17 protein-coding genes are annotated in these 20,761 nt (G+C 74.7%); 6 read left to right on the forward strand and 11 right to left on the reverse strand.

Annotated elements, in window-relative coordinates:
* Positions 1-9: 9 nt before the first annotated feature.
* From OZ948_17270 to OZ948_17295, 6 genes are all read right to left on the reverse strand, one after another.
* On the reverse strand, positions 10-3,123 hold the full coding sequence (locus OZ948_17270; GenBank protein MEB2346478.1) for a thrombospondin type 3 repeat-containing protein: 3,114 nt from the start codon (positions 3,121-3,123) through the stop codon (positions 10-12).
* A 103-nt stretch (positions 3,124-3,226) separates the two neighbouring features.
* Positions 3,227-3,646, reverse strand: coding sequence for an HIT family protein (locus OZ948_17275; protein MEB2346479.1), 420 nt, complete (start codon positions 3,644-3,646; stop codon positions 3,227-3,229).
* On the reverse strand, positions 3,643-5,007 hold the full coding sequence (gene hemG / locus OZ948_17280) for a protoporphyrinogen oxidase (protein MEB2346480.1): 1,365 nt from the start codon (positions 5,005-5,007) through the stop codon (positions 3,643-3,645). The genes OZ948_17275 and hemG overlap by 4 nt, the downstream gene beginning before the upstream one ends.
* A complete protein-coding gene (gene hemE, locus OZ948_17285) occupies positions 5,007-6,050 on the reverse strand; it encodes a uroporphyrinogen decarboxylase (GenBank protein MEB2346481.1) in 1,044 nt (347 codons plus the stop codon). The genes hemG and hemE overlap by 1 nt, the downstream gene beginning before the upstream one ends.
* On the reverse strand, positions 6,047-7,189 hold the full coding sequence (locus OZ948_17290; GenBank protein ID MEB2346482.1) for an acyl-CoA dehydrogenase: 1,143 nt from the start codon (positions 7,187-7,189) through the stop codon (positions 6,047-6,049). The genes hemE and OZ948_17290 overlap by 4 nt, the downstream gene beginning before the upstream one ends.
* Positions 7,190-7,217: 28 nt before the next feature.
* A complete protein-coding gene (locus OZ948_17295; GenBank protein MEB2346483.1) occupies positions 7,218-8,432 on the reverse strand; it encodes an acyl-CoA dehydrogenase family protein in 1,215 nt (404 codons plus the stop codon).
* A 178-nt stretch (positions 8,433-8,610) separates the two neighbouring features.
* On the opposite strand from OZ948_17295, the gene ispH reads away from it, so the two are divergent.
* Positions 8,611-9,549, forward strand: a complete 939-nt coding sequence (gene ispH / locus OZ948_17300; GenBank protein MEB2346484.1) for a 4-hydroxy-3-methylbut-2-enyl diphosphate reductase — start codon at positions 8,611-8,613, stop codon at positions 9,547-9,549.
* Between the two features lie 106 nt (positions 9,550-9,655).
* A complete protein-coding gene (locus OZ948_17305) occupies positions 9,656-11,029 on the forward strand; it encodes an MATE family efflux transporter (protein ID MEB2346485.1) in 1,374 nt (457 codons plus the stop codon).
* Here the strand turns inward: OZ948_17305 and OZ948_17310 are convergent.
* From OZ948_17310 to OZ948_17325, 4 genes are all read right to left on the reverse strand, one after another.
* The gene (locus tag OZ948_17310; protein ID MEB2346486.1) at positions 10,971-12,215 is read right to left on the reverse strand and encodes a beta-propeller fold lactonase family protein; all 1,245 of its coding nucleotides are present in this window, start codon (positions 12,213-12,215) and stop codon (positions 10,971-10,973) included. The genes OZ948_17305 and OZ948_17310 overlap by 59 nt on opposite strands.
* 5 nt (positions 12,216-12,220) lie before the next feature.
* On the reverse strand, positions 12,221-12,952 hold the full coding sequence (locus OZ948_17315) for a DsbA family protein (GenBank protein MEB2346487.1): 732 nt from the start codon (positions 12,950-12,952) through the stop codon (positions 12,221-12,223).
* An 81-nt stretch (positions 12,953-13,033) separates the two neighbouring features.
* On the reverse strand, positions 13,034-15,424 hold the full coding sequence (clpA, locus tag OZ948_17320; protein ID MEB2346488.1) for an ATP-dependent Clp protease ATP-binding subunit ClpA: 2,391 nt from the start codon (positions 15,422-15,424) through the stop codon (positions 13,034-13,036).
* Positions 15,425-15,440: 16 nt separating this feature from the next.
* Entirely contained in the window at positions 15,441-15,782 is a 342-nt protein-coding gene (locus tag OZ948_17325; GenBank protein ID MEB2346489.1) for an ATP-dependent Clp protease adaptor ClpS, read from the reverse strand.
* 259 nt (positions 15,783-16,041) lie between these two features.
* On the opposite strand from OZ948_17325, the gene OZ948_17330 reads away from it, so the two are divergent.
* Positions 16,042-17,187, forward strand: coding sequence for a GNAT family N-acetyltransferase (locus OZ948_17330; protein MEB2346490.1), 1,146 nt, complete (start codon positions 16,042-16,044; stop codon positions 17,185-17,187).
* Positions 17,188-17,191: 4 nt separating this feature from the next.
* Positions 17,192-17,626, forward strand: coding sequence for a DCC1-like thiol-disulfide oxidoreductase family protein (locus tag OZ948_17335; GenBank protein ID MEB2346491.1), 435 nt, complete (start codon positions 17,192-17,194; stop codon positions 17,624-17,626).
* A gap of 79 nt (positions 17,627-17,705) precedes the next feature.
* On the opposite strand, the gene OZ948_17340 is transcribed toward OZ948_17335, so the two are convergent.
* Entirely contained in the window at positions 17,706-19,253 is a 1,548-nt protein-coding gene (locus OZ948_17340; protein MEB2346492.1) for an SLC13 family permease, read from the reverse strand.
* 90 nt (positions 19,254-19,343) lie between these two features.
* Here OZ948_17340 and OZ948_17345 point away from each other — a divergent pair, with 90 nt between their 5' ends.
* The gene (locus OZ948_17345) at positions 19,344-20,423 is read left to right on the forward strand and encodes a methyltransferase domain-containing protein (GenBank protein ID MEB2346493.1); all 1,080 of its coding nucleotides are present in this window, start codon (positions 19,344-19,346) and stop codon (positions 20,421-20,423) included.
* A 50-nt stretch (positions 20,424-20,473) separates the two neighbouring features.
* Positions 20,474-20,761, forward strand: a complete 288-nt coding sequence (locus OZ948_17350; GenBank protein ID MEB2346494.1) for a metal-sensitive transcriptional regulator — start codon at positions 20,474-20,476, stop codon at positions 20,759-20,761.

The following is a 20,761-nucleotide window of genomic DNA, read 5'->3' on the forward strand; positions in this document are numbered from 1 at the left end:
CCCGGACGCTCACGGCGCCGCTCCCGGGCCGGGCGCCTGGCCGAGGCGCGGCCGGAAGCCCAGGAAGAAGTCGACGGCGTCGACCACGCCATCCTCGTTCGCGTCCGCGAGCGAGCACCCGTCGGCCGCCGGTCCGGCCGTCATGCACGGCCGGAACCAGCCGTGAAAGTCGGATGTGCCCACCACCCCGTCGTTGTCGAAGTCCGCATCGCAGACGTCGCCGTACTGCTGCGTCCCTTCGAGTGAGCCGTCGTCGTCGGCTCCAGCGTCGCGATCCGCCTGGTCGGGATTCGCGACCTCGCGGCAGTTGTCGCAGGCGTCGCCGACCCCGTCGCCGTCGGTGTCGGCCGGGTCGGGATCGGCGGCGGCGGGGCAGCCATCACACGCGTCCCCGCGCCCGTCGCCGTCCCCGTCCTCCTGGAACGGGTTGGCGCGAAGCGGGCAGTTGTCCTCCTCCCCCGGCCAGCCATCGTGATCGGGGTCCGCCGGCTGGCAGGCGTCGCCCACGCCATCCCCGTTCAGGTCGGACTGGTCGCGATTCGGGCTGAAGGAGCAGTTGTCGAGATCGTCGATCACGCCATCGCCGTCCCAGTCGTGCTCGCAGGCGTCGCCGGTGCCATCGCCGTCGGCGTCGGCCTGACTCGGGTTGAAGCGCAGCGGGCAGTTGTCGTCCTGGTCGACGACGCCGTCGCGATCGGTGTCGGGCGGCTCGCAGGCGTCGCCGATGCCGTCATCGTCCAGATCCATCTGGTCCGGGTTCCATTGCGAGGGACAGTTGTCGAGGTCGTCGATCACCCAGTCCCCGTCCGTGTCGCCCTCGCACTCGTCGCCGGTGCCGTCGGCGTTCGAGTCGACCTGGCTCGGGTTGTAGGCGAACGGGCAGTTGTCCTCGCCGTTCGGGACGCCGTCGAGGTCGCGATCCGGCGGTGTGCAGGCATCGCCGAGCCCGTCGCCGTCCTCGTCGGCCTGGTCGGCGTTGGAAACCAGCAGGCAGTTGTCGTGGTCGTTGGGCACCCCGTCGCCGTCCCAGTCCGGCTCGCAGGCGTCCCCCACGCCGTCGCGGTCGGTGTCCGCCTGGTCCGGATTCGGAACCTCGACGCAGTTGTCGTCGGCATCCCCCACGCCGTCGCCATCCGCGTCCGGCGGCTCACAGGCATCGCCGGTGCCGTCGCCGTCCGTGTCTGCCTGGTCCGGATTCGGATCGGTCGGGCAGTTGTCCAGAAGGTTCGGCCAGCCATCGCGGTCGGCATCCGAGGGCTGGCACGCGTCGCCGATCCCGTCCCCGCTCACGTCGGCCTGGTCGGGGTTGGCGGCGCTCGGGCAGTTGTCGTCGTCGTCGGGGACCCCGTCCTCGTCGAGGTCGTCGTCGCCCGGGCCCTTGACCCAGAAGCGCGGCGCCCCGTCCAGCATCGTGACGATCAGCAGCTCGTCATCGAGGGCGAACACCCGCAGCGGTGCACCCAGCGCGAGGACGTCTCCCGCGAGGTTGTAGCTCGCGTCCCAGCCCTGGACGCGCGTCAGCTCCTCGAACGCGTGCAGGGTGAAGAGCTGGCCGTTCAACCAGGCGGCGTCCAGCAGATCGCTCGAGAGCGTGTCCTCCTGGGCGAGGTCGATGGGATCCATCACCCAGCCCGTACCGAGCACGACGGCGGATCCATCCGGCGCGACACGGATCGGGGCGCGCGGAGCCTGGGAGGAGAAGTACACTTCCTTCCGATCGCCAAAGGCGCCGGTGGACTCGATCTGCTGCCAAGCGAAGTCGCCGTACACGTCCAGGAAGTACACGCGCTGGTTCACGGCGTTCCAGACGAGCTCGCCGGCGGCGAGGTCCCAGACGTCCTTCTGGGCGATCCGCTGGCCGTCGGGTCCATAGCTGTAGAGCGAGCCCGGGAACCCGCCGGGATCGCACACGACGAGGAACGCGCCCGCCGCCACGAGGCCGCACGGTTGCCGCGAGACCGTCACGAACGATCGCTCGGGGCCGAGCGGAGCGAGCCCGATCCTCGTGATCCGCCCCGTCGCTTGGGCGAGATAGAGGGCGTCGTTCTCGCCCGAGTAGGCCATCGATCGCGGCGCCTCGACGAGCGGGATGCTCTCGAGGTAGCGCTGCTCCGCCAGCGACCAGCGAAAGATGCTCAGGTGCTGGCGACTCAGCAGGTAGACGATCCCGTCGTCGCCGAGCAGCAGCTGGTCGGGCACGTAGGGAAGCCCCGTCGGGTCGACCGGCTCGCCCGGCTCGAGCGGTGCGATCTCCGCCACGGACACGACCTCGACGCCGATCCCGGCCGCCTCGGGCGTGAAGGCGAACACCGAGTCCCCGTACACCGCGATGCTCCGCGGCACCGTGTCCAGGGCGAGCCGGCCTGCCTCGAGCAGGGCATTCGAATAGCCGTAGAGCGTGCCGCCACGGAGCACGATCGGGAGATCGACCAGGAAGTCGACGTCGTCGAAAGCCCCACCGAGGCTCGCCGCGTAGGCGAGGTCGCTCGCGTGGTAGACGATGCCGGAATCGTCCAAGACGCGCCCGCCGCCTGCCAGCACCCAAACGTCGCTCGCGTGCGGGTAGTCGCCGTGGTACGGGCTGTCGTGCTGCTCTCCGAGCGAACCGTCGTCCCCGTATGCGAACGAGAGGATGTCGGAGGGGCTCGTACCCTGGCTGCGCGCAAAGATCCGATTGGCTTCTCGACTCACCGCGAGGCGGCCCACGCCATACCACGAATCCCTGCTGTCGAGCCGGTTGCCGCTCGACTTGTCGACGCTGATCAGCGCCTCCCCGACGGCGAGGAAGAGCAGGTTTCCGTCGGTCGCAAGGTCGTGGATCGTCTGGGTCGTGTTCTCGAGCGGGAGCTCGGTCGTGGCCTCGAAGTCGAGGCGTGAGACGCGCCGGTCGAAGGCGACGAAGAGGCCGTCGTCGTCGACGGTGAAGGCCGTGGGGACGTCGGAGAGCTGCAAGGGCGGAAGCCAGCCCCGCGCGTCCAGGTCGTAGCGCCGGATCGTGCCGTCGCCGTAGGCGAAATAGACGATGCCGCCATGCTCGCGTTTCACGAGCCACGCCGGGCCTTCGACGCAGCTCGGGCCGACACACAGAAGAATGAGCATGCACAGGAGGACGATGCGACGCATGACGGTTCCGCTGCCATTCTCGATGGAACACCGCGAAAGTCAACGAGAAAATCCGCGTCCGTTCCGCAATTCCTGGCCGAAGGAAGACACCGCCGAGAATTGGCTACTCGAGCGCAGCGGTGATGCGGGCGGCCAGGTCGGTGAGGGGTGCGAGCTCCGCCTTGGCGCGGCCGTGGATGCGCAGCTCGCTACCGGCGCGGCGCGGCAGGAGATGCGCGTGGTAGTGGAAGACGGTCTGGCCGGCGGCGGCGCCGTTGAGCTGGAACATCATCATGCCCTCGGGCGCGAGGGCGCGGCGCATCGCGAGCGCCACGCGGCGGGCCAGGAGGTGCACGTCGGCGAGCGTCTCCTCGTCGGAGTCGAAGACGTTCTCGTAGTGGGTCTTCGGGATCACCAGGACGTGGCCCTCCGCGGCGGGGAAGAGGTCCATGAAGGCCAGCGCGTGCGCGCTCTCGGTGATCCGCGCGGCCGGCGCCCGGCCGGCGGCGATCTGGCAGAAGATGCAGTCGGGCTTCTCGATCACGGGCTCTCCTCCACGAGCAGGCGCGCCGCCGCGGCGGCGCCCGAAGCGAGCGCGTCCCCGAAGGCGACGCCGTCGAAGCAGGCGCCGGCCAGGGCCAGGCGCGGGAAGCGGGCCAGGCGCGCGCGCACCGCCGCGACCGTGCGCGGGTGCTCGCGGCCGGGCTGGGGCACCGCGCGCGGCCAGCGCGCGACGCCGAGCGGCGTCGGCTCGCCGAGCAGGCCGAGGGCGCGGTCGAGGTCGCGGAGGAGTGCGGCGGCGAGCCGGTCGTCGGGGAGATCGAGGAGCTCGGGGCGGCGCGTGCCGCCCGCGAGGAGCGTGAGGAGCGCGCGGCCCGCGGGCGCGCGGCCCGGGAAGAGCTCGCTCATGAACAGGCAGCCGAGCAGCGCGTCGGCCTCGCCGCGCGGCACGAGGAAGCCGAAGCCGCGCGGCCGCTCGCGCAGCGCGCCGGGGGCGATCCCGAAGGAGACGCTCGCGACCGGGGCGTAGGCGATGGCCGCCACCGCCTTCGCGGCCTCCGGATCGAGCGCCTCGAGGAGCGCCGCGCAGGCCGCCCCGGGCAGGGCCAGGAGGAGGCTCCGCGAAGTCACGGCAGCAGGACCCGATTCCGCTTCGATCTCGATGCGATAGCGCCCCGCCTCGAAGCCGATGCGCGAAGCCCGGGCACGGCGCCGGAGCGCGCTCCCGAGGGACCCCGCGAGCGCCTCCGCGAGGCCGCCGAGCCCCCCGGCCGCCGACCACGAGCCGGCCCGCCCGCGCGGGCGCCCGCGCGCGAGCGCTCCGGCCAGGAGCCCGCGCGCGATCGAGCCGTGGCTCCGCTCCGCCTCGACGAGGCTCGGGAAGACGGCCGCGGCGCCGAGCGCGTGCTCGTCGCCCGCGTACACACCGGTGAGGAAGGGCCCGACGAGGGCCTCGACGGCCTCGCGCCCGAGCCGGCGCGCGCAGAACCCGGCCACCGACTCGCCCTGCCCGTCGCCGCGGCGCACGAAGGGCTCGGCCAGCAGGCGCGCCTTGGCGCGCGCCGAGAGGAGCGGCGAGCGCGCGAGCGCGAGCGGGCCCATCGGCACCGGCACGAGGCGCCCCGCGCGCAGGAGGAAGCGCTCGCGGCCCGCGGGCGACGCCGCGACGAGCTGCGCCTCGAGGCCCGCCGCGCGCACGAAGGCGAGCGCGCCCGGCCCGAGCCGCAGGGCGTTCGGGCCGCGCTCGACGAGGTAGCCCTCGCGCGCCTCGGTCCAGGCGGCGCCGCCCGCGCGCGCCGCCGCCTCGAGCACCAGGACCTCGCGCCCGGCCGCGCGCAGCGCGGTCGCCGCGGCGAGGCCCGCCGCGCCGGCGCCGATCACGGCGACGTCGGCGTCGGCCGCCATCAGCCGCCCGCCGGCGCGAGCGCGCGCGCGGCGCCGGTGAAGGCGCGCACGCCCGCGACGGGCGTCTCGGGCAGGCAGCCGTGGCCGAGGTTCAGCACGTGCCCGCGCGCCGGCGCCGCCGCCCGCGCGAGCCCGCGCACCATCTCGGCGATCGCCTCGGGCGGCGCCGCGAGCGCGCAGGGGTCGAGGTTGCCCTGGAGGCTCGCGCGCCGGCCGGCGCGGCGGGCCGCCTCGGCGAGCTCCACGCGCCAGTCGAGCGAGAGCACGTCGGCGCCCGATTCCACCATCTCGTCGAGGACGTGCGCGCCGTCGTTCACGTAGAGGATGAGCGGCGCGCGGGTGCGCTCCACGCGCTCGGCGATGGCCTGGTGCGTGGGGAGCACCCAGGCCCGGTACTCGGTGCGGGGCAGGATCCCGGCCCAGGTGTCGAAGAGCTGGACCACCTGGGCGCCGGCCGCGATCTGCGCGTTCAGGTAGGCGACGGTCAGGTCCGTGAGCCGCTCGAGGAGCGCGCGCAGCACGGCGGGCTCGGCGTAGAGCAGGCGCTTGAGCCCGGCGAAGTGGCGCGAGCCCTGCCCCTCCACGAGGTAGGCCGCCAGCGTGAACGGCGCCCCCGCGAAGCCGAGCAGCGGCACCTGCTCGGGCTCGAGCGCCGCGCGCAGCCGGCGCAGGATCTCGAAGACGTAGGGGATCGAGCCCGCGAGGTCGGGGGCGGCGAGGCGCGCGACGTCGTCGCGGGTGCGGATCGGCCGCTCGACGACCGGCCCGGGGCGGAAGTCCACCCCGACGCCGAGCGCCAGGATCGGCACGAAGATGTCGCTGAAGAGGATCACGGCCTCGCTGCCGACGAGGCGCAGGGGCTGGAGCGAGAGCTCGACGGCGAGCTCCACGTCGCGGCAGGCGTCGAGGAAGCTGCCCGCGCCGCGCGCGGCTCGGTACTCGGGCAGGTAGCGCCCGGCCTGGCGCATGAGCCAGACCGGCGGCCGGTCGACCGGCTCGCCGCGGCAGGCGCGCAGCATCCGCTCGGTGCGCGTGAGGCTCAATAGCCGCCCAGGCGCGCCCAGCGCTCGCGGTGCCAGGCGGCGTCGCCGAAGGTCATCTCCGCGACCCGCGCGCGCTTCAGGTAGAAGCCGAGGTCGTACTCGTCGGTCATGCCGACGCCGCCGAAGAGCTGGACCGCCTCGTTGGCGGCGAGCAGGAAGGCGTCCGAGCAGCGCGCCTTCGCGAGCGAGACGAGCCGCGGGAGCTCGGCGTCGCCCGCGTCGGCGGCGCGCACCGCCGCGAGCGTGGCCGAGCGGGCCAGCTCGATCTCCATGAAGACGCGCGCCGCGCGGTGCTTGAGCGCCTGGAACGAGCCGATCGGCACCCCGAACTGCACGCGCGTCTTCAGGTACTGGACCGTGTCCGCGAAGACCTGGCTCATGGCGCCGAGCATCTCGGCGCACAGGCCGGCGGTGGCGCGGTCGAGCACACGGGCCAGGAGCGCCCCGCCGCCGTCCACCGCGCCCACGACCGCCTCGCGCCCGAGCCGGACGCCGTCGAGCCCGAGGAGCGCCGCGCTCCGGTGGTCGATGCGGGTCTGGGGCGTGAGCGACAGGCCGGCGCTCGCGCGCGGCACGAGGAAGAGCGTGATCCCGGCCTCGTCGCCGGAGGCGCCGCTCGTGCGCGCCGCCACCACGATCGCGTCCGCCACCGCCGCGTCGGGCACGGCGATCTTCGCGCCCGAGAGCACGAAGCCCGCGCCCGCAGCCTGCGCGCTCGTCTCGATCCGGAAGGGGTCGAAGCGGCTGCGCGCCTCCTGCCAGGCGAGGGTCAGGAGCTTCGTGCCGGCCGTGACCCCCGGCAGCCACGCCTGCTGCTGCGCCTCGGAGCCGCCGAGGAGCAGCGCCTGGCCTCCGAGCAGGACGGTCGCGAGGAAGGGCTCGGGCGCGAGGCGCCGGCCGAGCTCCTCGAGCACGACGGCGAGATCCGCAAGGCCGAGCCCCGCGCCGCCGAGCGCCTCCGGGAAGGGGATCCCGACCCAGCCGAGCTCCGCCATCTGCTTCCAGAGCGGCCGCGAGAAGCCGGTGGCGTCGCGCGCGTCGCGCAGCGCGCGCACGCGCGCGACCGGCGAGTGCTCGCGCACGAAGTCGGCGGCGGTCTTCGCGAGGAGCTCCTGGTCCTCCGTCGGCACGAGCGACATCGCGGTCTCCTGGTCCGGCCCGGGCCGGCTAGTCCGGCAGGCCCAGCACGCGCTTGGCGATGATGTTGAGCTGGATCTCGCTGGTGCCGCCCTCGATCGTATTGCCGCGCGAGCGCAGCCACTGGCGGGTCAGGTCGAGCTCGGCCTCGTCGAAGCCCGGGCCCTCCCAGCCGAGCGCCTGCGGCCCCGCGATCGAGACCTGGAGCTCCATGCGGCGCTGGTTCAGCTCGGTGCCGTAGATCTTGAACATCGAGCTCTCGGGGCCGGGCGCGTGGCCTGCCCGCGCGGCGTCGCGCGCGCGCTGGGTGGTGAGCACGAAGGCGCGCGTGTCCATCTCGGCCTGGGCGATGCGATGGCGCAGCGAAGCGTCGGCGAGCGCGCCGTCGGCCGCGACGCCAACGGCCTCGCGCGCGCGCGCCGCGAGTCCGCGCGTGCGGCCGCCGCCCGAGGCGCCGCCGAAGGCGTCGGCGATCATCGTGCGCTCGTGGGCGAGCAGCGCCTTCGCCACCGTCCAGCCGCCGTTCACCTTGCCGACCACGTTCGCGACCGGCACGCGCACGTCGCTCAGGAAGGTCTCGCAGAAGGGCGAGGAGCCCGAGATGAGCGCGATCGGCTTCACGCTGACGCCGGGGCTCTCCATGTCGAAGAGGAGGAAGGTGATGCCCTCCTGCTTGCGGGCCTCGGGGTCGGTGCGCACGAGGCAGAACATCCAGTCGGCCTGGTCCGCGTAGGAGGTCCAGACCTTCTGGCCGTTCACGAGGTAGTGGTCGCCCTCCGGCCCCCCCGTCACGAGCACCGCGCGGGTCTGGAGGCCCGCGAGGTCGCTGCCCGCGCCCGGCTCCGAGTAGCCCTGGCACCAGCGGATCTCGCCGCGACAGATCTTCGGCAGGTGCTCGCGCTTCTGGGCCTCGGTCCCGAACTGGAGCAGCACGGGCCCGATCATCGTGAGGCCGAAGCCGATCAGGGGCGGGGGCATGCGCCGCTGCGCGAGCTCCTGGCGCAGCACCTTCGCCTCCTCGCGCGAGAGCCCGCCCCCGCCGTACGGGCGCGGCCACTCGGGCGCGGTGAAGCCGCGCTCGGCGCAGGCGTCGAGCCAGCGCTTCGCGTCGGGGTTCGACCAGACGGCCTTGCGCCCGCCCCAGATCCCCTCGAGCTCGCCACCGCCGCTTCCCGCCAGCGACGCCGGCGCGTGCTGCTCGAGCCACGCACGGAGCTCGGTGCGGAAGGTCTCGGGATCGGCCATGGCACCTCCGGGACGGAGCGCGCGAGTCTAACCGAGTCGGGGTCGCGCCGTGCCCGAGCCGCGCCGTCGTCGCGCCGACGGGACCTCTCCGCCCCATGGGGATCACGCGAGCCCCGCGCGCGAGCGCGCGGCGGCGGGCGGGCGCGGATCCCCGCGCCTCCGCTAGCTTGCCCGCACCGTGAAAGTCCTGCTCGCCAGTCCGCGCGGCTTCTGCGCCGGGGTCGACCGCGCCATCGAGATCGTCGAGCAGTGTCTCGAGCGCTTCGGGCCGCCCGTCTACGTGCGCCACGAGATCGTCCACAACCGCCACGTGGTCGAGACGCTGCGCGCCAAGGGCGCCGTCTTCGTCGAGGACCCGGCCGAGGCGCCGGCCGGGGCGCTGCTGGTCTTCAGCGCGCACGGGGTCTCGCCGGCGGTGCGCGCGGCGGCCGCGGCGCGCGGGCTGCGCGTGATCGACGCCACCTGCCCCCTCGTCACCAAGGTCCACGTCGAGGCGCAGCGCTTCGCGCGCGAGGGCTTCGAGATCGTGCTCGTGGGACACGCCGGGCACGTCGAGGTCGAGGGCACGATGGGGCAGGCGCCCGAGCGCATGCACCTCGTCGAGAGCGTGGACGACGTGGCGCGGCTCCAGGTCGGCGACCCGACGCGCCTCGCCTGCCTCACCCAGACCACGCTCTCGGTCGACGACACGCGCGAGATCCTGGCGGCGCTCGCGGCGCGCTTCCCGGCGATCCGCCTGCCGCGCAAGGACGACATCTGCTACGCGACCCAGAACCGCCAGAACGCGGTGAAGCAGCTGACCGGCGAGGCGGAGCTCGTGCTGGTGGTGGGGGCGCCCGAGTCCTCGAACAGCAACCGGCTGGTCGAGATCGCGAACCGCTCGGGAGCGCGCGGCTACCTCGTGCAGTCGGCGCGCGACATCGACCCGGCCTGGCTCGCCGGCGTGCGCTGCGTGGCGGTGACGGCGGGCGCCTCGGCGCCCGAGGTGCTCGTGCAGGAGGTGGTGGCGCGGCTGCGCGCGCTCGCCGGGCCCGACACCGAGATCGCGTCGCTGCCGCAGGTGGACGAGGGCGTCGTGTTCCAGCTTCCCGCGGAGCTGCGCGCTGGCGGAGCCTGACCCGAGGCCCGGCCGCGCGCGGGCGCGCGAGGAGGCGGAGGTCTCCGGGCCCGAGGATCCCGAGGCGGCGCCCGCCCTGCCCTCGGCCGCGGTCGCGGCGCACGCCGTGGCGCTGCGCCTGTCCGACACGCGCGGGACCGACCGCGAGATCTGGACCCTCGCCTGGCCCGTGATCGTGTCGCAGGTGCTGGCCAGCGCCGTCAGCCTGATCGACATCGCGATGCTCGGCCGGCTCGGGCCGAACGCGCTCGCCGCCGTCGGCTACGTGACCCAGTTCTTCTGGCTCTCGCACGCGGTGCTGATGGCGGTGGGGGTGGCGGGGGTCGCGCTGATCGCGCGCGCGCTCGGCGCGGGCGACCCGGCGCGCGCGCGCGCCGCCCTCGTCGGCTGCCTCGCGGTGGCGCTCGGCGTCTCGGCGACGATCGCGGGGATCGTGCTCGCGGTGCCGCGCGCGGTCCTCGGCCTGCTCGACGCGAGCCCCGAGGTGATCGAGACCGCCCTCCCCTACCTGCGCCCGATGATGCTCTCGACGCTGCTCTTCGCCGTCTCGATCACCCTCGAGTCGGGCTTCCGGGCGGCGCGCGACACGCGCACCCCGCTCGGGATCGCGCTCGTCGTGACGGTGGTGAAGACGGGGCTCAACGCGCTCCTGATCTTCGGCCTGGCCGGCTTCCCGGAGTGGGGCCTCGCGGGGGCCGGGGTGGCGACGGTCGTGGGGCAGGTGGTGGCGATCACGCTGCTCGCCGCCGGGAGCCGGCGCCGCGAGCTCCGCCCCGCGCTCGGCTTCGGCGTCCGCGACCTCGCGCGCGCGCGCGCCGACCTCGGCGAGGTGACGCGGCTCGCCGCGCCCGCGGTCCTCGAGCGGGTGGTCCTGAACCTCGCGCTGATGGACTACTTCGCGATGCTCGGCCACTACGGCCCGTCGGCGCTCGCGGCCTACACGGTCGGCGTGCGCATGATGTCGTTCTCGTGGATCCCCGGGGTCGGCTTCTCGGCGGCCGCCGCCACCCTGGTGGGCCACGCGCTCGGCTCGCGCGACCCGCAGGCCGCCACGCGCGCGGGCTGGCGGGCGGTGCGCTTCGCGCTCGTGGTCTCGATCGGGCTCGGCGCCGTCTTCGCGCTGGCACGCGGCCCGATCGCGCGCTTCTTCACCGACGACGCGGGGGTCCTCGCCGCCCTCGGGCCCTTCATGCTGACGCTCGCGCTCTCGCAGCCGCTGCTCGCGATGCACTTCACGCTCTCGGGCGCGCTGCGCGGCGCCGGCGACACCGTGACGCCCCTGCTCGCCGCGGCGATCGGCAACTGGGCGCTGCGCGTGCCGCTCGCCTACGCCTTCGTGCGCTTGGACCTGCCGGTGCTCTGGATGTGGCTCGCGCTGGTCTTCGATCACGTGGCGCGCGCCACCTGGGTGGGCCTCGCCTTCACGCGCGGGCGCTGGCGCGAGCGCGCGGCGGGCGGCGCCGCGACGCCCGCCGCCTGAGCCCGAGCGCGGCGAGTGCGGCCAGCGCTCCCGGCGCAGCACCCGGCTCCGGCACCAGCACCCGCACGCCGAGCGCGGTGCTGGTGTAGAGGTAGCGCCCGTCGGGGCTGCTGACGCCGCTTGCGATGATGCGGCCGGTCTCGACCCGCGCGATCGGCGCCATCCCACCCGCCTCGTCGCGGGACCACGCCATCACCGGAAGCCCGGGCGGGCCGCTCGAGATGCCGGCGAAGAAGACCCGCCTCCCGTCCGGGCGCTGCGCGAACCACGCGAGGGTGCCCGCGAAGAAGCCGGGCTCCTCGATCGGCCGGGACGCGAGGAAGGAGAGCCGCCCGTCTCCGGGGTCGCGCGTGTAGCGGCGCAGGGCAGCGCCCGCGCCCGGGAACGCGCCGCCGTCGAGCACCAGCAGCTCGGCGCCGTCGGGGGTGAGATCCATGTCCGCCGCCAGGTCCGAGAGGAAGGCATCCACGTCGAGCGACTCGACGAAGGAGAGGGAACCGTCCGGCTCGCGGCGGAGCAGGACGATCGTGTCGAGGAAGACCGGAGGCTCGTCCTGCGCCTGCCGGCGCCCCGATACGTACACGTGCCGATCGTCCGGGCTCACGGCGAGGAGCCTGGGGATCCCGAGGCCCGAGACGCCCGGGTCGGTGTTCTCGATCCGCTGGGCGAAGGCGAGCGCGCCGGTCTCGGCGTCCCGCGCGTAGACGACCAGCGCGTCGTAGCCGGGGCTCGTCACGTAGACGCGCTGGCCGTCCCGGCTCGTCGCCAGATCGGAGACGGACCCCCCGAGCTCCGCCACCTCCACCTCGACCCAGGTGAGCGTGCCGTCGGCCTCGTTGCGCCGGAACGACACGACACCGGCCTCGCCCGCCTCGGAGGCGAGCGCCAGCACGCCCCGGCCGTCGGGCGGCACGACGACACGGATGCCCTCGCGGCCGAGGAGGTGCTCCTCCACGAACGCGAGCTTGCCGTCCGGCAGGCGGCGCAGGACGACCAGGAAGTCCGCGCCCGACGCGTAGACGTGGCGGCCGTCGGGGCTCACGGCCACGTCGGTGGTGACGGCCGAGAGGCCCTGGTTCTCCTGGAGGATCGCCAGCGGGAGCTCGGGCTCGGCCGCCGCGGCCCCGGCGATCACGAGCCCGGCCGCGAGCAGGGCGCCGATCGGCCCTGTCCTCGCCCGCGCCACGCCCGCTAGCCCTTCAGCTCGTCGTCGATCACCCGCTGGAAGGCGTCGATCGGCTGCGCTCCCGACAGGAAGCGGCCGTTGATGAAGAAGGCGGGCGTCCCCGACACGCCGAGGCGGTTCGCCTCCGCCTCGTCCTTCGCGATGCGGGCGCGCACGGCCTCCGAGCGGCGGTCCTTCTCGAAGCGCGCGAGGTCGAGCCCGAGCGCGCGCGCCCACTCGACGTACTTCGCGTCGGACAGCTCCCGCTGGTTCGCGAAGATCTTGTCGTGCATCTCCCAGAACTTGCCCTGCAGGCCGGCGGCCTCGGCCGCTGCGGCGGCGCCGGGCGCCTCGGGATGGATGCGCAGCGGCAGGTGCTTGTAGACCAGCTTCACCCGGTCGCCGTAGGTCTCGCGGAGCTGGTCGAGGGTCGGGACGACGCGCGCGCAGAACGGACACTGGAAGTCGCTGTACTCGACGATCGTCACCTCGGCCTCGGCGGGGCCCCGCACCGGGGCGCCGTCGATCGCGATCTCGACCTTCTTGCTCGGGTCCGGCCCGCGGCGCGCTTCGGCGCGGTCGGCCCGCAGCGGCCCGCCCGCCAGGGCGCCCTCGATCTCGGCCAGGCTGTCCTGGACGCCGAGCAACACGGCCGTCTGCCCGTCGATCCCGTTCTTCACGACCAGGCTGCCGACGACGATCGCGGCGCCGAGCACCAGCGCCGCCACCACCGAGCCGCCGCCGGAGCTTCCCGCCATGGACACCTCCTCGCCCGCAGGGGCGCGCGAGCATAGCCCCACGGCCGGCGGGCGGCCCGGCCCCCGCGCCCGGCGGCCCGATCACGCCGGGCCCGGCGCCTCGTCCTCGTCGGGGTCGGTGTCGGCGCCGCCGGCCGGCGCCGCACCCCGGCCCTCGAAGGCGAAGGCGAGCGCGCCGCCGGGGCCGAGCGACACGCGCGCCGTGCCGCCGCGCGCGAGCGGCCCGAAGAGCACCGCCTCGGCGATCGGGTCCTTGAGCTCGCGCTCGACGACGCGCGCCATCGGGCGCGCCCCGAAGTCGGGGTCGTAGCCCTTCTCCGCGAGCCAGGCGCGCGCGTCGGCGCCGAGCTCGATGCGCACCCTCTTCTCGAGGAGCTGCGCCGAGAGCTCGGCCACGAACTTGTCGACGACGCGCACCATCACCGCCGGGTCGAGCGCGCGGAAGCTCACGACCTCGTCGAGGCGGTTGCGGAACTCGGGGCTGAACAGGCGCTCGAGGTCCTTGCGCCCGTCGCCGCGCTTCTCGCCGCCGAAGCCGATCGCGCGCGCCTGGATCTCCCGGGCGCCCACGTTCGAGGTCATGATCAGCGTCACGTGGCGGAAGTCGGCCTCGCGGCCGTGGTTGTCGGTGAGCGTCGCGTGGTCCATCACCTGGAGCAGGATGTCGAAGAGGTCCGGGTGGGCCTTCTCGATCTCGTCGAGGAGCAGCACGGCGTAGGGGTGCTTGCGGATCCGCTCGACGAGCTGGCCGCCCTCGTCGTAGCCGACGTAGCCGGGCGGCGCGCCGATCAGGCGCGCGACGGCGTGCTTCTCCATGTACTCGCTCATGTCGAAGCGCAGGAAGGGCACCCCGAGCGTGTGCGCGAGCTGCTTGGCGAGCTCCGTCTTGCCGACCCCGGTCGGGCCCATGAACAGGAACGAGCCGATCGGGCGGGTCCGGCCCGAGAGGCCCGCGTGCGCGCGGCGCACGGCGCGCGCCACCGTCGCCACCGCCTCGTCCTGGGCGAAGACGACCTTGCGCAGGTCCGCCTCGAGATTCGCGAGCCGCGCCCGGTCGCTCGCGGCCGCGCGCGCCAGCGGGATGCGGGCGATCCGCGCGATCACCTGCTCGACGTCGCGCACGCCGACCGTGCGCCTGGCGACGGGGTCCTGATGGACTTCGCTCGCCTTCGGCTCGCTGCGCGCGGCCTTCGGCCGCTTGCGCAGCCGCACCGCCGCGCCCGCCTCGTCCATCACGTCGATGGCCTTGTCGGGCAGGAAGTGGTCGTTCAGATGCCGGGCCGAGAGCTCGACGGCGGCGCGCAGGGCGCCGGCCGTGTAGCGCACCCCGTGGTGCTCCTCGTAGCGCGGCGCGAGGCCCTGGAGGATCCGGATCGCGTCGGGGATCGAGGGCTCCGTCACGTCGATGCGCTGGAAGCGCCGGGCGAGCGCGCGGTCGCGGTCGAAGTGGCGGTACTCGCGGTAGGTGGTGGAGCCCATGCAGCGCAGCTCGCCGGCCGCGAGCAGGGGCTTGAGCAGGTTCGAGGCGTCGACGGTCCCGCCCGACGCGGCGCCCGCGCCGAGGATCGTGTGGATCTCGTCGATGAAGAGGATCGGCTTCGGGCGCTGCTGGAGCGCGTGCACGAGCGCCTTGAAGCGAGCCTCGAAGTCGCCGCGATAGCGCGTCCCGGCGAGCAGCGCGCCGAGGTCGAGCGAGAAGACCTCGGCGCCGCGCAGGTCCTCGGGCACCTGGCCTTCCTGGATGCGCTGGGCCAGGCCCTCCGCGATCGCGGTCTTCCCGACGCCGGTCTCGCCGACGAAGATCGGGTTGTTCTTGCGGCGCCGCGCGAGCACGTGGATCGCGCGCTCGAGCTCCGCCTCGCGGCCCACGAGCGGGTCGAGCCGCCCCGCCGCCGCGCGCTCCGAGAGGTTCGTCGCGAAGGCCGCGAGCGGGTCGTCCGGCATCTCGAGCTCGTCGCCGCTGCCGCCGGGCCGGCCCGCCGGTGTCGCGGCGCCCCCGCCCTCCGGCGCCTCCGCGCGCGGATAGCCGGGCCCGCCGCCGGCGCCGAGCTTCGAGATCCCGTGCGAGATGTAGCGGAGCACGTCGATCCGCGAGACCGACTGCTGGCGCAGCAGGGCCACCGCATGGGAATCGGGCTCCTGGAAGATCGCCGCCAGCAGGTCGCCGGCCTCGATCTCGTCCTTCTCGGCGCTCTCGGCGTGGTGCAGCGCGTGCTGCAGGACGCGGTGGAAGGCGAGCGTCTGGCGCGTGCCCTCCTCGCCCTCGGGCAGGGTCTCGAGCTCCTCGTCGAAGAAGCGCTGGAGGGCGCGCTTCAGGGCCGGCACGTCGGCGCCGCAGTGGCGCAGCACCTCGACCCCGCGCGTGTCGTGCAGCAGGGCGTAGAGCAGGTGCTCGACCGTGAGGTCCGCGTGGCGGCGCGCGAGCGCCTCGCGGTAGGCCGCCTGCAGCGTGAGCTGGAGCTCGCGTCCCATCGCGCTCACCGGTCCGCTACTCCTTCTCGACCCCGGCGCGCAGCGGGAAGCCGCGCTCCTCGGCGAGCTGGTGCACCATCGCCACCTTGGTCTCGGCCACCTCGAGCACGTAGACCCCCGCGACGCCCATCCCGGAGCGGTGGATCGTCAGCATGAGCTGGGTCGCCTCCGCCGGGCTCTTGCGGAACACCTGCTCGAGCAGGTTCACGACGAACTCCATCGGCGTGTAGTCGTCGTTGAAGAGCAGCACCTTGAAGCGCGCGGGCCGCTCGAGCTTCGGCCGCGTGCGCGTCGCCACCTCGCGCTCGCGGAGCGGGGTGTCGGCCGGCCCTGCGGGGCCCTTCGGGGCTTCGGGCATGGGAGCAGGATAGCGGGGCACGGGGGGCGCGGGCGCGGCCTGGTCGGGAAGGCAAGGGTTCGCGGGGGGATCGGATCGACGGCCTTCGAGGCCGTCGATCCGATGAACTTGCCAAGCCTCGCAGGCGTCCTGATGGCTTCGCTCGCCTTCGGCTCGCTGCGCGCTCCGCAGCCGCAAGGCCGGCTGCTCCGCTTGCATGGCGCCGACCCTGCGCGTGGCTTCGCGTCCTTGCTACTCCGCGCGTTGCTAGCCTCCGCGCGTGGCGGAGATCGAGCTGGCCGAGGGTGTGCGCGCGATCGCGCGCGAGGAGTGGAACGCGCTGGTCGGCGGGGATTCGCCGTTCCTCGAATGGGAGTGGCTGGCCTCGCTCGAGGAGTCGGGCGCCGTCGGGGCGGAGGCCGGCTGGCTGCCGCGCCCGCTCGTGGCACGCGCGGGCGGGCGGCTCGTCGCGGCCTGCCCGCTCTACCTGAAGGCGCACAGCGAGGGCGAGTTCGTCTTCGACCACGGCTGGGCCGATGCCGCCGAGCGCGCGGGCATCCGCTACTACCCGAAGCTGCTGGTGGGCGTCCCGTTCACGCCGGTCAGCGGCGCGCGCCTGCTCGTCGCGGCGGGCGCCGATCGCGGCGCGTGGCTGGCGCGGCTCGCCGCGGCGCTGCGCGAGCTCGGCGAGAGCAACGGCCTCTCGGGCGCCCACGTGAACTTCTGCCGCGAGGACGAGCTCGCGGCCCTCGTCGCCGCCGGCTGGCTGCCCCGCCTGGGCCTCCAGTACCACTGGCTGCGCCGCGACTGGAGCTGCTTCGAGGACTACCTCGGCGGGCTGCGCCACAAGCGCCGCAAGGAGGTCCGGCGCGAGCTGCGCGCCGTCGCCGAGGCGGGGCTCACGATCGAGACCCGCAGCGGCGCCGCCATCCCCGACGCCTGGTTCGCCCCGATGTGGCGCTTCTACCGGGCCACGGTCGACACCAACCCGTGGGGGCGCCGCTACCTGAACCCGCGCTTCTTCGAGCTCGTGCGCGAGCGCTTCCGCGAGCGGCTGTGCTTCGTGATGGCGCTGCGCGACGGCGTGCCGGTGGCGGGCGCCTTCAACGTGCAGAAGGGCGATGCGCTCTACGGCCGCTACTGGGGCGCCGACGACTACGTGAAGCACCTGCACTTCGCGGTCTGCTACTACGCGGGCATCGAGCACTGCCTGCGCGAGGGCCTCGCGCGCTTCGAGCCCGGCGCCGGCGGCCCCTACAAGCAGGTGCGCGGCTTCGACGCGCAGCCGACGCGCAGCGCCCACTGGCTCGCCGACGGGCGCCTGCGCGACGCCGTCGCGCGCTACCTGGCGGACGAGCGTGCCGAGACCCGCGAGGCGATCGAGCGGCTGCGCGAGCGCTCGGCCCTCAAGCCCGAGGCCTGCTGAGGCGATGGGCGCGCCGCCGGCCGCCCTCCCCGCCGACCTGCGCGAGCACCCGATCGTGCTCTTCGACGGCGTCTGCAACCTGTGCACGGGCGCCGTGCGCTTCGCGATCGCGCGCGACCCCGCCGCGCGCCTGCGCTTCGCGCCGCTCGAGTCCCCGCTCGGGCGCGCGCTGCTCGCGCGCCACGGGCTCGATCCCGGCGCGCTCGACACCCTCGTGCTCGTGGACGGCGACGGCGCCCACCAGCGCAGCACGGCGGTGCTGCGCCTCGCCGCCGGCCTGCGCGCGCCCTGGCGCTGGCTCGCGCCGGCCCTGCTGCGGATCCCGCGGCCGCTTCGCGACGCCCTATACGACCGGGTCGCGCGCCACCGCGATCGCTGGTTCGGCCGGCGCGCGGAGTGCCTCGTGCCGACCCCGGAGCTTCGCGGGCGCTTCCTCTAGCGCGCGGCGGGCGGCGCGCGGCGGGCGGGCGCGCGGCGAGCGGCGGGCGGGCGCGCGGCGAGCGGCGCGCGGCGGGCCCTCAATCGAAGCCGAGCAGCCGGCACGAGGCCAGCACCATCGCCGGCACGAGCAGCGCGCTCGCGAGGTCGAGCACGAGGCCGTTGCGCGCCATCGCGAGGATCGGGATGCAGCCCGAGCCGTAGACGATCGCGTTGGGCGGCGTCGAGACGGGCAGCATGAAGCCCATGCTCGACATCAGCGCGACGGCGAGCGCGGGCGGCACCGGCGACACGCCGGCGGCCTGCGCCGAGGCGATCACGAGCGGGGCGAGCATGGTCGCGGTCGCGGTGTTCGACGTGGTCTCGGTCAGGAGCAGCGCCACCCACGCGAAGAGGAAGGTGAGCGCCGGCAGCGAGTGGCTGCCCGTCCACGCCACGAGTCCCGCGCCGAGGGCCTCCGCGAGCCCCGTCCGGAACATCGCACCGCCGAGCGCGAGCCCGCCGCCGAAGAGGAGCAGCGTGCCCCAGTCGATGCGGGCCGCCTCGTGCCACTCGAGCGTGAAGCGCCGGGCCGCCCAGTCCACCGGCAGCACGAAGAGGAGCCCCGCGCCGAGCACCGCCACGACGGGCTCGGGCAGGAGCGCGTCGAGCCGCGCGACGAGCGGCGCCTCGGGCCCGAGCACGACCGCGAGCAGCCCCGGCGCGACCCAGGCCGCGACCGTGAGCGCGAAGACCGCGAGCACGTTGCGCTCGCGGCGCGAGAGCGGGCCGGCCCGGGAGGCGTCCCCTTCCAGGAGGGCGGTGCGGGCGGGCGGCGGGACGTCGGGCGGCAGCGCGAAGCGCAGCCAGCCGAGGAGCAGGGCCAGCATCACGAGCGCCACCGGCGTCCCGACCACCAGGAAGTGGAAGAACGGGATGCGCACGCCCGCGAGCGCCTCGAGCTGGCCCAGCGTGATCATGTTGGGGGCCGTTCCGACGGGGGTCGCCATGCCCCCGATCGACGCGGCATAGCCGACGGTCAGCATCAGCGCGGTGCCCCAGCGCAGCCGGCGCGGATCGGTGCCGGGGCCCTTCGCGCGGGCCAGGGCGGCGAGCACCGAGAGCGCGATCGGGAACACGATCGCCGTCGTGGCCGTGTTGTTGAGCCAGCCCGAGATGCCCGCGGTGAGCACGCCGAAGGCGACCAGGATGCGCGTCGGCGAGGCGGCGACGGCGGGGCGCGCGAGCACGGCGAGCGCGATCCGGCGGTCGAGGCCGCTCGCGGCCATCGCCTCGGCGAGCAGGAAGCTGCCGAGGAAGAGGAACACGATCGGGTCGCCGAAGGGCGCGAAGGTCTCGGCGGCGCTCCCGATCCCGAGCACGACCGCGAGCGCGGGCCCGAGCAGCGAGGTGACCGGGATCGGCACCGCCTCGGTCATCCACCAGACGAGCACGAGGCCGAGCACGGCGGCGAGCCGCCCGGCCGCCGGATCCGGCAGCGGCAGCGGGAAGAGCAGCAGCGCCGCGAAGAGCAGCGGGCCCGCGAAGAGCCCCGCCGAGCGGCGCAGGCGGTCGACCCGCTGCTCGGCCGCCGAGAGCGTCTCGGTCGGCGGCGACTCGGAGTCGGAGGCGATCCGGGGCTCGAGCACGGGCGGCAGTCTACCGGCGCGGGCGCGCGTCGCGCCCTTGTGCGCGGCCCGTCCGGGAGGCGATCATGCCGCTCCCGACGGAGGCCCCCGATGACCACCCCGCGACCGCTCGACCCCGACGCCCTCAAGGCCTACGCGAAGCGCCTCTTCGGCCACCTCGAGGGCGCCATGACCTCCGCGATGGTGTACCTCGGCGACCACCTCGGGCTGTATCGCGCGCTCGCCGGCGCCGGCGCGCTCGACGCTTCCGCGCTCGCCGCGCGCACGGGGCTGCACGAGCGCTGGCTGCGCGAGTGGCTCCAGCAGCAGGGGGCGGCGGGCCTCCTCCGCTACCACGGCGAGGGCCGCTTCGAGCTCCCGGCGGAGGGCGAGGCGGTGCTCGCGAACGAGGCGCACCCGGCCTGCGGGATCGGCTTCTTCGCGCAGCTCCCCGCGCTGATGGCGGTGGCCGAGCGCCTTCCGGAGGCGTTCCGCACCGGTGTCGGCCTGCCCTACGACGCCTTCGGGCCCGAGGGCGCCGCCGGCATCGAGCGCGGCCTGGCCCCCTGGTTCCGCGCGCTGCTCGTGCCCTTCGCGCTGCCGCGCGTCCCCGGCGCCCAGGCCCTCCTCGAGCAGGGCGCGCGCGCCGCCGACGTGGGCTGCGGCGCCGGCGTCGCCGTGCTCGAGCTGGCGCGGGCCTTCCCGCGCTCGGAGTTCCACGGCTACGACATCTCGCAGCACGCGCTGGGGCGCGCCGAGTCGAACCGCCGCGCCGCCGGCCTCGCCAACGCGCGCTTCCACGACGCCCTCGTCGACCCGCTGCCCGAGGACGGCTCGTTCCGCTTCCTCACCACCTTCGACTGCCTGCACGACATGACCGACCCGGCCGGGATGGCCCGCCGCATCCGGCGCGCGCTCGCCGACGACGGCCTGTGGCTGATCGCCGACATCAAGGCCCACGAGAGCTACGAGCGCAACGTCGAGAAGAACCCGATGGCGGCGATGATGTACGGCACCTCGGTGCTGAGCTGCATGTCCTCGGCGCTCTCGGAGCCGGGCGGCGCCGGGCTCGGCACGCTCGGCCTGCACGCGGGCCTGCTCGAGCGGATCGTGCGCGAGGCGGGCTTCACGCGCCTCGCGAGCCTCGACCTCGGCCACCCGGTGAACGCCTTCTACCTGGTCCAGCCTTGACCACTACCCGGTAGGGGTATATCGTCCGGGCCTCCCGAGGAGGGAGAGCCGTGAAGCCCGCGCTCCGCACCCAGGTCGAGCAGCGCCTGCGCCGGATCGCCGGCCAGGTGGCCGGCATCCAGCGCATGGTGGACGAGGACCGCTACTGCGTGGACGTGCTCCTCCAGGTGGCGGCGGTGCGCGCGGCGCTCGACGGGGTGGGCAAGCTGGTGCTCGCGGGCCACGTCGAGACCTGCGTGGCCGGCGCCTTCGCCGGCGGCAGCGCGCGCGAGCGCAAGAAGAAGATGGACGAGCTGCTCGAGGTCTTCGCCCGCTTCGGGGCGCTGGAGGCACGCTAG

This window comes from Deltaproteobacteria bacterium (assembly GCA_035063765.1).
Lineage (GTDB): Bacteria > Myxococcota_A > UBA9160 > UBA9160 > PR03 > CAADGG01.

Coding starts and splice junctions, on each gene's coding strand:
- OZ948_17345 (MEB2346493.1), top strand. CDS start 19,344: ATGACCACCCCGCGACCGCTCGACCCCGACGCCCTCAAGGCCTACGCG.
- OZ948_17270 (MEB2346478.1), bottom strand. CDS start 3,123: ATGCGTCGCATCGTCCTCCTGTGCATGCTCATTCTTCTGTGTGTCGGC.
- OZ948_17295 (MEB2346483.1), bottom strand. CDS start 8,432: ATGGCCGATCCCGAGACCTTCCGCACCGAGCTCCGTGCGTGGCTCGAG.
- OZ948_17290 (MEB2346482.1), bottom strand. CDS start 7,189: ATGTCGCTCGTGCCGACGGAGGACCAGGAGCTCCTCGCGAAGACCGCC.
- OZ948_17325 (MEB2346489.1), bottom strand. CDS start 15,782: ATGCCCGAAGCCCCGAAGGGCCCCGCAGGGCCGGCCGACACCCCGCTC.
- hemG (MEB2346480.1), bottom strand. CDS start 5,007: ATGGCGGCCGACGCCGACGTCGCCGTGATCGGCGCCGGCGCGGCGGGC.
- clpA (MEB2346488.1), bottom strand. CDS start 15,424: ATGGGACGCGAGCTCCAGCTCACGCTGCAGGCGGCCTACCGCGAGGCG.
- OZ948_17335 (MEB2346491.1), top strand. CDS start 17,192: ATGGGCGCGCCGCCGGCCGCCCTCCCCGCCGACCTGCGCGAGCACCCG.
- OZ948_17315 (MEB2346487.1), bottom strand. CDS start 12,952: ATGGCGGGAAGCTCCGGCGGCGGCTCGGTGGTGGCGGCGCTGGTGCTC.